The sequence below is a fragment of the Companilactobacillus insicii genome, from assembly GCF_003946015.1.
Classification (GTDB): domain Bacteria; phylum Bacillota; class Bacilli; order Lactobacillales; family Lactobacillaceae; genus Companilactobacillus; species Companilactobacillus insicii.
This window is the reverse complement of sequence record NZ_RHNU01000029.1, coordinates 16,991-30,538: the sequence shown is the minus strand read 5'-3', so window position 1 is coordinate 30,538 and position 13,548 is coordinate 16,991. Positions and strand designations below refer to the sequence as shown.

The following is a 13,548-nucleotide window of genomic DNA, read 5'->3' as shown; positions in this document are numbered from 1 at the left end:
TTTTAATCTTCAAAAGTTTAATCAGAACTGGATTACTAATCCGGTCTAAATCTCTTATAACCAAACTTGAGAAAGAACCGAATTTTAAATCCTTGCTTCACTCTTTTTTATTTATTCAAACTCATTTGGTTTAACGTCTGTTTGTCCAAAATGATAACTAATAGCATCCATGATTCTATCTGATGCTTTACCATCACCGTATGGATTCTTAGCATTAGCCATGCGATCATACTCAGACTTATCTTCAATCAATCGACTCATTTCACGTTCTACAACTTCTGAATCAGTACCGACTAACTTCAATGTACCAGCGGTAACACCTTCTGGACGTTCAGTTGTATCACGAAGCACTAATACTGGCTTACCTAATGAAGGTGCCTCTTCTTGAACACCACCAGAATCAGTCATAATGAAATAACTCTTCGATGCCAAGTTATGAAAATCAACAACATCCAACGGATCAATCAAGTGTACACGATCAACGTCTCCCAAGATATCCTTAGCTGTTTGTTGAACAACTGGATTCAAATGAACTGGATAGATCAATTCAATATCATCATGCTTCTCTACTACACGTTTCATAGCACGAAAGACTTGTTTCATTGGTTCGCCTTGATTTTCACGACGATGCATTGTTATAAGGATCATCTTCTTGTTAGGATCAATGATATCCAAAATATCGTGATGATAATCTTGATGAACTGTACTACGAAGTGCATCAATAGCAGTATTACCTGTGATAAAGACATTATCTCCGTCGTGATTTTCTTTCAATAAATTAGCTTTGCTTTGACTTGTTGGAGCAAAATATAAATCAGACAAATCATCAGTCATTTGACGATTCATTTCTTCTGGCCATGGAGAATACTTATTCCAAGTTCTCAAGCCAGCCTCAACATGTCCGATACTTGTTTGATGATAAAAGGCTGATAATGCAGCACTGAATGTAGTTGTTGTATCACCATGAACTAGAACAATATCTGGTTCTTCTTTCTCAATGATACTGTCTAACTCTTTCAAAACTAATCCAGTGATACCACTAAGTGTTTGGCGTTCTTTCATAATATTCAAATCATAGTCAGGTTTGATCTTAAATATTTCAAGAACTGAGTCCAACATTTCACGATGTTGAGCCGTTACAACCGTAACAGTTTCAAATCGATCACTATTTTGTTTTAACTTTAAAACTAATGGTGCCATTTTAATTGCCTCTGGACGTGTTCCAAAGACTGTCATAACTTTGATTTTTTTCAATATAATCACCTCAATAACCTTCCCAAAGTATATCAGAATGTACAAATATTATATAGTCAACAATAGATTACAATATTATAGTTATTTTCTGAAAAAACTTGCTATAATTAATTCCATGATAATAAATATTCCGATACTTATAATACTCAGTACCCTAACAACTTTACTTGCTTTTTTTCTTGTAATGGCAATTTACAATACATTTATGAAATCCAACGGTAAGAAATACTGGTGGTTTATTTTATTGGGGCTTATAATCCTTTATATAATTGCTTTCATAGTATATTTTCACATCAAAGGTACACCTTTACTGTAAATACTTTTACAAAAAACATATGAATTCGTTAAGTTTTGAGTTAAAATATCAGTTGTATTCAAAGATGAATTTATTGGAGGATTATCGATGGTTTTAACAAACGGTAACGAAATTTTCAACAATGCCCGTAAAGGCAAATATGCTGTTGGTGCTTTTAACATCAACGACTTGGAATGGACTCGCTCTATTTTAGCTGCAGCCCAAGAAACAAACACACCAGTATTGGTTCAAACATCAATGGGTGCTGCAAAGTACATGGGTGGTTATGAACTTTGCTTACACCTAGTACAAGACACAATCAAATCAATGGGTATCACTGTTCCAGTTGTTATGCACTTGGATCATGGTAACTATGAAGCTGCTAAGGAATGTATCGAAGTTGGTTACAACTCAGTTATGTTCGATGGACATGACTTACCATTCGACGAAAACCTTGAAAAGACAAAGGAAATCGTTAAATTAGCACATGCTAAGAATATCTCTGTTGAAGCTGAAGTTGGTTCAATCGGTGGTACTGAAGATGGTATCGTTGGTCTTGGTGAATTAGCTGATGTTGAAGAAGCTAAGACACTTGCAGCTACAGGCGTTGATTACCTTGCTGTTGGTATTGGTAACATTCATGGTGTTTACCCTGACAACTGGAAAGGTTTAAGCTTTGACCGTCTTAAGGAATTAGCTGATGTTATCAAGACACCACTTGTTCTTCATGGTGGTTCAGGTATTCCTAAGGAACAAATCATCAAGGCTGTTTCAATGGGTATCTCAAAGGTTAACGTTAATACTGAATTACAACTATCATTTGCTAAAGCAACACGTGAATATATCGAAGCTAAGAAAGACTTGGATATTGACGAAAAGGGTTATGACCCACGTAAGTTACTAGCACCTGGTGCAAAGGCTATTACAGAAACAACTAAGGAACGTATCAAGTGGTTCGGTACACCTTCACTATAATAGTTTGTTATTAAGAGAGATGATATCATCTCTCTTTTTTTTTTGCTTTTTATAATTGGTATAGTTATAATTGATATTTTACAGAAAATTATATATTGTGAAAAATATTTTTGAATTTTATTATCACAAGTATCGTTAAATGGTAACGTATTACACTGTATCCAATTGTGAAAGCACAATGAAAATGTATTTGTATATTGTGAATTGCAATTAATCCTGCTATAATATGAGCATAAATAAGAGAGAAATCTCTTAAGTAAGGAGGTCCTGTGATAATATTGGTATACTCAACAATTTTATCCACGCCTGCTCTACTTCCTAATTTAGCCTCCCTGGAAAAATAAAAGCGTGGATAAGTTTTCGTAATAGATATATCCCCCACAGTTTTAAAGAAACAAACCCCTAACAAAAAGAAACCTAAGATATTTGCCGTCTTAGGTTTCTTTTTTGTTATTCCATATTCATGGCTATTCTTGCCACACGGCTCATTTTGTCTACCGTCCATTTTGGTTCCGAAACTAACTCCACCTCACAAGAATCGATACCATCAACTGATTCAGCTGCACGGCAAATCATTACTTTGAGATAATCACTAGCTGGGCACCACATATGAGTTAATGTCATAGTTACTTTACATGTATTATCAACTATTTCAACATTATAAATTATCCCTAAATTAACTACATCAACCCCCAATTCTGGATCAATTACACCTTCCAAAGCACACATAACATTTCCTGCCAGCTGACCTTCAATACTTTTCGCCTTACCCATACTTACGACTCCCTTCGTAATACGAATCGTATTTGCTATCACTTTCACAACTTAAATATATCATCTTTTAAAGATTTTTAAATATTTTTGCACAAAAAAAGACAATTTTTTTTATAAAAATTGTCTAAACTTGATTCATATCAATTATCCTTATTTACGATACCGTAGTCTAACTTATCGATTGCCATTTGAGCAACTAAATTCAAGTAGTTCCATGGATTGTCATAATTTGGTTGGAACAACATATCAACAAAAGCCAGATCATCAATTGTATTACCATTTTGAATAGCTATAGATACAGCATTTGCTGATTGTGCAACTTCATGTTTACTGAATAACTGAGCTCCTAAGATCTTACGTGTGTCCTTATCATATACCAAGAATATCGTTAGCATCTCGTTCGTTGGCATAAAGTCGGGACGATAATTTGCATGATATTCAACTCTATCAGCATTAATACCTGCCGCTAAAGCGTTACGTAAAGTAATACCAGTGGAAGCTAATGTGTGCTCAAACAATTCCATACCTGTTGAGCCTTGTGTTCCCATATACTTCTGAACGTTACCAAAGACATTCTTACCAGCTAATGCACCTTGACGTACAGCATTAGAAGCTAGTGGAATATACAATGGTTTCTTAGTTGGGTTAAAGTTTACCGCACAAGCATCACCAGCTGAATAGATATCAGGATCAGAAGTTTGAACGTATTCATTAATAATTAATGCATTACGTTCGTCCATATCAACTTGACCCTTCAGTAAACTAGTATTGGCATCAAACCCAGTACATACAATAACTAAATCAGCTTTATGAGTATCTTTATCAGTCTTAATGGTAATTTCCTTACCATCCTCAAAACCTTGGACACGTTCATTTAAATACACATGAACATAATGATCCTTCAGCAATCCGATAATCTTATCAGATAGTGGCTTATCTATATAGTTCTTAAGAATTTGACCACCAGATTGAATCAAGGTAACTTCATGAACTGTATTAGCATAGCTTTCTGCAAGTTCTACACCAACATATCCACCACCAACGATAGCAATACTTTGATAGTTCTTAGCGGATTCATAAATATTCTTAGCTTGTTCGTAATTTTTACAATACATAATACGTGGACTATCAATTCCATCAATGTCAGGGGTACTTACAACCGAACCGGTAGTCATAATTAACTTATCATATTTATCTTCGAATTCTTTTCCAGTTTCGAGATCTTTAATAATCATTGTTTTAGTCTTAGCATCGATTTTCTCAACGCTATGCTTCATCTTAACTTTTGCACCGAGACTTTCCAATGTACCTGGATCTGCATAAAACATATCCTCAAGTCTATCAACAATACGACCTAAGTACAAAGCAATTCCACATGATAAGAAAGAGATGTTGTCTTCACGCTCATATACAGTAACATCTGTTTCAGGGTGATCCTTCAAAATCTGTTCAACCGCAGCTGTACCAGCGTGTGTACAGCCAACAATAATAACTTTCAAAATGTGCCTCCCCATAGGACGTTTTTGCATTTATTTTTATTTTTAAGTAAACTAAAAGCCCTTAATTATAAAAGTAACATATTTGCGCGTTCTATTTTACTTAATTGTCCTGAAATTTGTGAACTATATCTAATTGGATTATAGCTTAATTTTACACCTTGTCACTACCAATTATGACAAATTCGTTTATCAAAATTTGAATATTCAAATGGAATATTTTTTATATTCTAATAATATGTCATGTAATATCAAATTACACTACAAAGATTATTAAATTAAGAGTAAAATAATTTAAATTCAACAACTGAAGGTAGGACTATTATGAAAAAAATTACTTACTCTAAAGATTTATCCTCAAAAACGTATCAAGATGCTCTTGATATTCGTAAAAAAGTCTTTATTAAAGAACAAAACGTGGATTCCAATATTGAAATCGACGGAGAAGACAAATGTACCCACGTAACTATTTACGTTAATGATATTCCCGCTGGAACAGCACGTTATTATCCAACTAATGACAATGGCATTCATATTCAGCGTGTAGCCGTCTTAAAGGAGTTCAGACATCAGGGACTAGCCTCAGTATTACTAAAGGATATAATCAACAAGGCCAAAGCTGCCAGATACAACTACATAATCTTGGGAGCTCAAGATCATGCCCAAGATTTTTATATTCAATTAGGATTCAAGGTAATTGGAGAACAATATCGTGAAGCTGGTATCCTTCATCACGATATGAAATTTACATTTTAGGATTAATAATTAAGGTTATTGTATAATGGAATGTATAAGCAATCAGTTTTAGGGGGAAATTTATGTACAGATATTTTATTCAGCCACAATTGAACAAGTACACCAATACCTTAATTGGCTATGAGTTGTTAATGAAAAAGAAGACCACAGACGGCTGGCGGCCACCATTACATTTTTCTGATATCCCGTCACACATTATGGCCGAGGTACTGATTGCCACAACCAAACGCTTATCATTGAAGATTGGTTCAGTATCAGTCAATATTAATAGAACACAATTAATGAATCCTGAAGTTAGAAAAGCTATCATCAAGTCACAACTTCAATTACGTCCACTAAAATTAGTTGTAGAATTAACTGAAGAACCAGGAGATGAAAAGTGGACTAACGAAGAGATGATTCCGTTGATTCAGCAATTTATCGACTACGGTATGGACTTCAGTCTGGACGATGTCGGTACTGGCGAGAACAAATTGGACCATATCAAGCCACTAATACCAATGGCATCTGAAGTAAAATTTGCACTTCAAAACTTTAAAGAGAAATTTAGAGATCCAAACATTGAAGATAGAGTTATCTTCTGGCGTGACTATGCAAATAAACACAACCTACGTTTGATATTGGAAGGTATAGAGAATGAAGCTGATGATAAACTAGCAGACTCACTACAAATAGACTTACGTCAAGGATACTATTATGGTAAGCCACACTTACTTAAGCTCGAAGATGATGATGATGTCTTCAACAAAAAATAAACCGTTTGAAATCAAACGGTTTATTTTTTTTACTCTCTATTTAATTTTCGTTGTAATAATTTAACCACTTCTACAAATGGAATTACTGCAAACGATGACGCTAGAACGATCAACCATTGATGTGAATCTAAATGAGAAACTCTAAAAGCATCATTTAAACCAGGAATCAGAATAACCGCCATCATCATGATTAATGATAATAGTATTGCCCAGTTAAAAGCTTTGTTCTTGAATAATCCAACTTTAAAAATTGATTGATGAACTGATTTAACATTAAATGCATGGAATAACTGAATCAATCCTAGAGTAGCAAATGACATAGTCAAAGCATCAGCATGAATAGCATCATAACCAGAATGAACTGGCCAAATAATTGCTGTTGCATAAACCATCAAGACCATTGCTGCTTCGAAAATACCTTGATAAATAACACTACTCAAGACACCACCTGAAAAGAAATTAGAATTTCTTCCCCTAGGTTTGTGATTCATCAAGTTTGATTCCGCCGGTTCCATACCTAGTGCAATCGCTGGGAATGTATCCGTAACTAAGTTGATCCATAATAAGTGAATTGGCAACATCGTATCCCAAGCCAACAACGTGGCAATAAATAATGTTAATACTTCACCTAAGTTTGCAGCCAGTAAGTACTGAATTGCCTTTTGTATATTCGAAAATACCTTACGCCCTTCCTCAACAGCTACAACAATTGTCGCAAAATTATCATCTGCCAAAACCATATCAGAAGCTCCCTTTGAAACCTCAGTGCCAGTGATTCCCATTCCAATACCAATGTCAGCTTGCTTCAATGCAGGGGCATCATTGACACCATCACCCGTCATAGCAACAACCTTGCCTAATTTTTGCCAAGCCTTGACGATTCTAACTTTGTGTTCTGGAGATACACGTGCATAAACCGAATAGTCTTTTACTTTACGATTAAATTCGTCAGTAGACATCTGATCCAATTCTGCTCCGGTTAAAACTGCCTCATCATTTCCGGCTTCGATAATCCCCAGTCTTACCGCAATGGCCTCTGCAGTATCGCGATGATCACCAGTTATCATAAGTGGACGTACTCCAGCCTCTTTAGCCACACGAACGGCATCAGCAGCTTCATCACGTTCAGGTTCAATCATCCCTACTAATCCCGCAAAAACCAAATTATTTTCGAGATTATTTGAATTAATATCTTCCGGGATATCATCAATATACTTATAAGCCATCGCCAAAACTCTCAAAGCTTGTTTAGCCATATCTTGATTATTAAAAAGAATCGCCTTTTTATCATCCTCGGTAATATCTCTGATACCATTTTCAGTTTGAATCTGTGAAATACGATTTAGCAATATATCTGGAGCACCTTTGACTGCCACTAAGAATTTATCAGGCAGCTTATGGACGGTTGACATCAACTTACGATCAGAATCAAATGGCAATTCCTCAACACGCGGATACTCGTTTAATTCTTCATCCAGTTTAAAACCTTGATTCTGACCAAAGGTTATTAGTGCTGTTTCAGTTGGATCCCCAATCATCGAACCATCTGGAGAAATCTTTGTATCATTCGCAAAATTCATTACCTTCAAAATCATACTGTCTGTTGATAACTCTTTTTTTGCGGATTGTTGTTGATTGAAAGTATAAACTTTTTCCACAGTCATCTGATTAAGAGTCAATGTACCAGTTTTATCAGATGCAATAATATCCGTTGATCCAAGCGTCTCTACTGCAGGAAGTTTACGTATCACCGCATTACGTCGTGCCATAACTTGTGTTCCCAAAGCCAAAATAATCGTTACTATTGCTGGTAAACCTTCTGGAATAGCGGCAACAGCTAAAGATATCGATGTTAACATCATATTAATTGGGTCCATACCGTTAAAGAAAGTTCCAACAACGTACATAACAACCGCAATAATCACGATGGCAATGGTCAGAAATTTACCTAGATGATTCAAATTTTGCTTCAAAGGAGTAGTCGTCTCATCAGCCTTTGCTAACATTCCGGCAATCTTACCAACTTCAGTTGACATACCAGTATTAACAACAACACCTTTACCACGACCATAAGTAACATTACTATTCGAAAACGCCATGTTAACCCTATCTCCAATTCCTGCTTGTTGATCATCAAGTATCGTAATCATTTTTTCCACAGGAACTGACTCGCCAGTCAATGCTGATTCTTCAATTTTCAAGGAATTAGATTCCATTAATCTTAAATCTGCTGGAACAACATCCCCAGCTTCCAACAAGACAATATCTCCTGGCACTAATTCCGTACTTTTAATAGTTATAGTATCTCCATCACGTAACACATTTGCATGTGGTGTTGACATTTTCTTCAATGCATCAATAGCTGCTTCCGCACGTGATTCTTGAAAGACACCTAAAATGGCATTAATTACAACTACAGCCAGAATTATGACCGAGTCCACCACATCGTGTGACACCACCGCAGAAATGATAGCCGCAGCCAGTAATACCAAAATCATTAAATCTTTAAATTGTTCCAAAAACTTTTGAACGATAGATTTCTTTTTTCCATCGTCCAGTTTATTTGAACCATATTCTTCAGTTCTCTTCTTAACTTGTTCGGAGTTCAAACCATTTAAGTTTGTCTCCAACTCAGTTAATACTTCTGTTTCACTTTGCGCATAAAACGCATTAGACAATTGAGCACGCCTTTGTCCTGACATCATGATGCCTCCCTTTTAATTGCGAGGTCTCTTACAAAACAAAAAGAGACCTACGCGTGTTAAAAACACACATAAGTCTCACTATTTACAGCAATACCAGAAAAATCCCTTCGGGCTGGTGATATTGCTACAGCATACGCTGCTAGTTACTCCCTCATGAACAACGTTTCTATGTTATCCAAAGTATATCTAATTAATTAGATAAGAGCAACATTCTTTACTTCTTTTCATTACGCTCTTTGGCCACAGCTAATTGACCAACTAAGTTCAAATAATTAAATGGGTTGTCATAATTAGGTTGGAACAACATATCGATAAATGCCAAATCATCAATCGTGTTATTATTCTGAATCATAACGGAAATAGTATTAGCTGACTGTGCTACTTCGTGCTTACTAAAGAGCTGTGCACCTAATATCTTACGATTATCCTTATCGTAAACTAAACGAATGGTTAACATTTCAGTAGTTGGCATATAGTCAGGACGATAATAATCATGGTATACAACTGCATCGGCATTAAAGCCCCACTCTAATGCATTCTTTAGTGTTAATCCAGTTGAAGCTAAAGTATAACCGAATAGTTCCATACCTGATGTAGCCTGAGTTCCCATATACTTTTGAGTATTGCCGAACACATTAACACCTGCCAAGGCTCCTTGTCGAATGGCATTGGTTGCCAAAGGCATATAAGCTGGCTTGCCTGTTGGATTAAAGTTAACTGTACAAGCATCTCCGGCAGCATAAATATCAGAATTAGATGTTTGGACATACTCATTAATAATGATTGCACCACGGCGATCCATATCAACTTGACCACGGAGTAATTCAGTATTGGCAATAAATCCAGTACATACAATAACTAAGTCAGCCTTATGATCTTCTTTGTTAGTTTCAATAACAACTTGATCATCACCTGAGAATCCACTGACACGTTCATTTAAGAAAACATTAACTCCATGGTCTCTTAATAACTTCGTTATATTCTCAGACATTTCTTTATCAATATAATGATTTAAGACTTGATCTCCTGCTTGTATCAAAGTAACTTCATGATCAGTATTGGCATAACTTTCAGCTAATTCAACTCCAATATATCCACCACCCACAATGGCAATATGTTTGTGTGTCTTAGCTGTTTCATAGATCTCACGTGCTTGTGCATAATTTTTACACATCAAAATTTTTGAATTATCTATTCCCACAATTGGTGGAACTTGAACGTAAGAACCAGTTGTCATAATCAACTTATCGTATGTATCCTCGAATACATCACCAGTCTTAATATTTTCAATCATCAATTTTTTGTTTTTTGAATCGATTTTTAATACATCATGCTTCATAAAAACCTTAGCACCGAGTTTTTCCAATTCGGAAGGATCTGAATAAAACATGTCTTCAAGACGTTTTACCTTATGTCCTAAATACAGGGCAATTCCACATGATAAGAATGAAATATTATCATCACGTTCATAAACAGTCACTTCAGTACCTGGATGATCTTGTAAAATCTGATCAACAGCGGCTGTTCCCGCATGAGTACAACCTACTACAACAATTTTCATTGAAACTCCTCCAATTTGAAAAGCATTATCATATTAATGATACAGCAATTATAATTATTATTTACAAATTTATTATTAGATAAATAATTTTATGTCATAACAACCATTAACAATTCTAACAAATATTCAAAAAAATTTAAAAAATGAATCATACGAAATACTGATAATAAGGCAATTTCTTCAGCAAAAAAGTTTCTCTTAAGACATAAATAGCTAATTATTGATAATTATTTTATGTATTTCGCTATTACTAGCTTTTACATCAAATATAACTAAAATATTTTTCTATTTATAATCTAACAATATATTCTACTTCATGGTAATATCTATACTAGTTGCTGTGATGTTTATACTAGTTTACGGATTAACTACGTTACAGCAAATTAATTTTATAATTTAATATTTAGAGGTGAAGGATGTCAGTTAACTATAATTTTGATAGTCTCCAGTCACTTTTAAGTGTAGATGGCAATATTAATGCAATAATTATCGCTTTAATAACAGTAGGTCTCATAACAATCATAACTATCATGAATTATTCGTTTGAAAACATCCTACACGGTAGCCATAGCATCGGCTATCGTTTGACGTTTGAACTAATTGAAGCAATTGTACTTGCAATTGGGATGGTTCTTGTCCAACATATTTTCAAAGCTATTAATTCAGGTGACATGCGTAGTTGGTTTTATGCGACCACTCAATTAACCTTATTATTGTATAGCTTATATACGATGCATAATCGCATCATTGAAATAATGAACATCATTGCACCAATCTATATCTTCGGATATCGTGCGTTAACTGGGTATAACAACTATCTATTACTATTTGCAATATCAACGGTCATGCTTGCATTAACAGTTATATACATCTATAGACATACCGATCTCATATTATCGTCACAATGGAGATTCATAGTATTACAAGTAATGTATGGAGCATTTTGGTGGGCAATAATTTGGCCATTCCATAAATTTACCCTCTCTTATACGATCAATATGATTGTTGGATTCATTGCATACATGTATCTCATTCGTTATTTAGCAAAATGGATTCGCAACTCATTCAAAAACTATAATAACTTATCTGAAAAAGTTAACTATGATGAATTAACTGGTATTAGAAATCGCGCAAACTTCGATTCAGCTTCTAAAGAAGTATTTAACGTTTACAGTAAAGAACCAGATGTTCCATTAACTATTGCCATGTTTGATATTGATCATTTCAAATCATTTAACGATACATATGGTCATCTGGCTGGTGACAAAGTATTGCGTCACGTTGCTACCTACTTCGAACATCAACTGTTCAAGCAAACGACCCGAGGACAATTGTTCCGTTATGGCGGTGAGGAATTCGTAATCATCTTCCGTGGTCTAACTGCCGACGAAAGCGCAAGTATTATTCGTGAAATCAGAAATGGTCTGATCAATGACCCTCTTGAGTACAATGGAAAAGAGTTAAATATCAAAGTTTCATTCGGAGTAACAGAACTCCAAGAAAGCGACAAGAGCTTTAGAGAGCTATTTAGTAGAGTCGATAAATATTTGTATGAATCTAAAGATTCCGGTAGAAATAGAATGACTGTTGAAAACAAAATAGTTAGTTTTGAAAAGTTTTTTTAACGTAAAGAGAAGTTGAGGAGTTCAAACACCCCAACTTCTTTTTATATATTATGATTATAATTTTATTAATATAATGTAGTATACTTAAGTATGGATGAACTGTTTACTAAACACAGTTATCCAATGTCAAAAAATAGAGGTGCGGAATGTCAACAACGTTAGAGGCCAGTGTATTTCCAAGGCTTTTAAATGTGGACGCGAACATCAATGCGATAATCATTGGCTTAATTACCGTTGGACTCATAACTATTCTCACCATTATGTCATATAGTTTTGAGGATTTCTCCAGACGACATAAGAGTCGAATATATGACATAGCTTTAGGACTGACTGAGGGGGCAGTTGTTGTCATCAGTATGATCTTAGTTCAGCATATTTTCAAAGCACTAAACGCTGGTGACTCTGCTAATTGGTTCTATGCTACTACTCAAATGACGATTCTTTTGTATTCGTTATATACGATGCAAAACGCCGTTATAGAGATCGTTAATATTATCGCTCCACTTTATATATTCGGACATCACTCGTTCTAAGGAAATACCAATTACAATATAATTTTTATAGGTGCATTAATTGCAATGGCAATAACTGTTATATACATTGCAAGGAACAAAAATACGTTACTAAACGATGAATGGAAGTATATGGCATTACAAATCGTATACGGTGGCATTTGGTGGCTAATCATCTGGCCAATTTATCGTTTCTCACCTATCAATACTGTTTATATATTAATAGGTTTCATAATTTACATGTGGCTGATTAGATTAGTAGCCAAATGGATCAGAAACTCATTTAACAACTATAACAATCTGTCGGAAAAAGTTAACTACGACGAATTGACTGGTATTAGAAATCGTGCGAACTTCGATGAAGTATCAAATGAAGTCTTCAAAGTTTACAGCAAAGATACCGACATACCTTTAACAGTAGCAATGTTCGATATTGATCACTTCAAATTATTTAATGATAACTACGGTCATTTAGCTGGAGACAAAGTATTACATCATGTTGCCGGTGAATTCGAACGACAACTATTCAAACATACAACTCGCGGTCAAATATTTCGCTATGGTGGTGAAGAGTTCGTGATCATCTTCCGTGGCTTAACTAATGATGAAGTTGTCAAAATCATTAAAGAGATTCGACTTCAATTAATTAACGATCCGCTAGAATACAATGGTGACGAACTCAATATCCGTATTTCATTTGGTGTTTCGCAGTTACAAGCGTCAGATAGAAATTTTGACGACCTATTCAAACGTGTCGATCATTACTTATATGCATCTAAAGAATCCGGACGCAATCGTATCACTGTTGAAAATAAAACATTTACCTTTGGTTAAGAGAGT

Annotated in this window: 12 protein-coding genes; 6 read left to right on the top strand and 6 right to left on the bottom strand. The window is 34.9% G+C overall.

Features of this window, described 5'->3' with window-relative positions; genetic code table 11:
- Positions 1-111 precede the first annotated feature (111 nt).
- Entirely contained in the window at positions 112-1,254 is a 1,143-nt protein-coding gene (gene wecB, locus EKM79_RS09320; protein ID WP_125568155.1) for a non-hydrolyzing UDP-N-acetylglucosamine 2-epimerase, read from the bottom strand.
- Between the two features lie 403 nt (positions 1,255-1,657).
- On the opposite strand from wecB, the gene fba reads away from it, so the two are divergent.
- Positions 1,658-2,524, top strand: coding sequence for a class II fructose-1,6-bisphosphate aldolase (gene fba, locus EKM79_RS09315; protein WP_125568153.1), 867 nt, complete (start codon positions 1,658-1,660; stop codon positions 2,522-2,524).
- Positions 2,525-2,612: 88 nt separating this feature from the next.
- On the opposite strand, the gene EKM79_RS09310 is transcribed toward fba, so the two are convergent.
- From EKM79_RS09310 to EKM79_RS09300, 3 genes are all read right to left on the bottom strand, one after another.
- The gene (locus tag EKM79_RS09310; protein ID WP_125568151.1) at positions 2,613-3,029 is read right to left on the bottom strand and encodes a hypothetical protein; all 417 of its coding nucleotides are present in this window, start codon (positions 3,027-3,029) and stop codon (positions 2,613-2,615) included.
- Entirely contained in the window at positions 2,975-3,298 is a 324-nt protein-coding gene (locus tag EKM79_RS09305) for a metal-sulfur cluster assembly factor (protein WP_125568149.1), read from the bottom strand. The genes EKM79_RS09310 and EKM79_RS09305 overlap by 55 nt, the downstream gene beginning before the upstream one ends.
- A 140-nt stretch (positions 3,299-3,438) precedes the next feature.
- On the bottom strand, positions 3,439-4,797 hold the full coding sequence (locus tag EKM79_RS09300) for an FAD-dependent oxidoreductase (RefSeq protein ID WP_125568147.1): 1,359 nt from the start codon (positions 4,795-4,797) through the stop codon (positions 3,439-3,441).
- Between the two features lie 321 nt (positions 4,798-5,118).
- Here EKM79_RS09300 and EKM79_RS09295 point away from each other — a divergent pair, with 321 nt between their 5' ends.
- Complete coding sequence (locus EKM79_RS09295; protein WP_125568145.1) at positions 5,119-5,550, top strand: GNAT family N-acetyltransferase; 432 nt, start codon at positions 5,119-5,121, stop codon at positions 5,548-5,550.
- 62 nt (positions 5,551-5,612) lie between these two features.
- The gene (locus tag EKM79_RS09290; RefSeq protein ID WP_125568143.1) at positions 5,613-6,305 is read left to right on the top strand and encodes an EAL domain-containing protein; all 693 of its coding nucleotides are present in this window, start codon (positions 5,613-5,615) and stop codon (positions 6,303-6,305) included.
- 29 nt (positions 6,306-6,334) lie between these two features.
- Here the strand turns inward: EKM79_RS09290 and EKM79_RS09285 are convergent, their stop codons facing one another.
- Entirely contained in the window at positions 6,335-9,010 is a 2,676-nt protein-coding gene (locus EKM79_RS09285) for a cation-translocating P-type ATPase (RefSeq protein WP_425454029.1), read from the bottom strand.
- Between the two features lie 214 nt (positions 9,011-9,224).
- Positions 9,225-10,571 (bottom strand): FAD-dependent oxidoreductase, encoded by a 1,347-nt coding sequence (locus EKM79_RS09280; RefSeq protein WP_125568141.1) that lies wholly within the window; start codon positions 10,569-10,571, stop codon positions 9,225-9,227.
- Positions 10,572-10,987: 416 nt separating this feature from the next.
- On the opposite strand from EKM79_RS09280, the gene EKM79_RS09275 reads away from it, so the two are divergent.
- From EKM79_RS09275 to EKM79_RS09265, 3 genes are all read left to right on the top strand, one after another.
- Positions 10,988-12,196, top strand: coding sequence for a GGDEF domain-containing protein (locus EKM79_RS09275; protein ID WP_125568139.1), 1,209 nt, complete (start codon positions 10,988-10,990; stop codon positions 12,194-12,196).
- Between the two features lie 146 nt (positions 12,197-12,342).
- Positions 12,343-12,729, top strand: a complete 387-nt coding sequence (locus EKM79_RS09270; RefSeq protein ID WP_125568137.1) for a hypothetical protein — start codon at positions 12,343-12,345, stop codon at positions 12,727-12,729.
- A 45-nt stretch (positions 12,730-12,774) separates the two neighbouring features.
- Positions 12,775-13,542 carry a GGDEF domain-containing protein gene (locus EKM79_RS09265; RefSeq protein WP_125568135.1) on the top strand — a complete coding sequence of 256 codons (768 nt, stop codon included), beginning with the start codon at positions 12,775-12,777 and terminating at the stop codon, positions 13,540-13,542.
- Positions 13,543-13,548 lie beyond the last annotated feature (6 nt).

What these genes read in the sequence shown, in the direction of transcription:
- EKM79_RS09310 (WP_125568151.1), bottom strand. Translation starts at nt 3,029, where the DNA reads ATGGACGGTAGACAAAATGAGCCGTGTGGCAAGAATAGCCATGAATAT.
- fba (WP_125568153.1), top strand. Translation starts at nt 1,658, where the DNA reads ATGGTTTTAACAAACGGTAACGAAATTTTCAACAATGCCCGTAAAGGC.
- EKM79_RS09270 (WP_125568137.1), top strand. Translation starts at nt 12,343, where the DNA reads ATGTCAACAACGTTAGAGGCCAGTGTATTTCCAAGGCTTTTAAATGTG.
- EKM79_RS09290 (WP_125568143.1), top strand. Translation starts at nt 5,613, where the DNA reads ATGTACAGATATTTTATTCAGCCACAATTGAACAAGTACACCAATACC.
- EKM79_RS09275 (WP_125568139.1), top strand. Translation starts at nt 10,988, where the DNA reads ATGTCAGTTAACTATAATTTTGATAGTCTCCAGTCACTTTTAAGTGTA.
- EKM79_RS09280 (WP_125568141.1), bottom strand. Translation starts at nt 10,571, where the DNA reads ATGAAAATTGTTGTAGTAGGTTGTACTCATGCGGGAACAGCCGCTGTT.
- EKM79_RS09265 (WP_125568135.1), top strand. Translation starts at nt 12,775, where the DNA reads ATGGCAATAACTGTTATATACATTGCAAGGAACAAAAATACGTTACTA.
- EKM79_RS09305 (WP_125568149.1), bottom strand. Translation starts at nt 3,298, where the DNA reads ATGGGTAAGGCGAAAAGTATTGAAGGTCAGCTGGCAGGAAATGTTATG.
- EKM79_RS09295 (WP_125568145.1), top strand. Translation starts at nt 5,119, where the DNA reads ATGAAAAAAATTACTTACTCTAAAGATTTATCCTCAAAAACGTATCAA.
- EKM79_RS09285 (WP_425454029.1), bottom strand. Translation starts at nt 9,010, where the DNA reads ATGATGTCAGGACAAAGGCGTGCTCAATTGTCTAATGCGTTTTATGCG.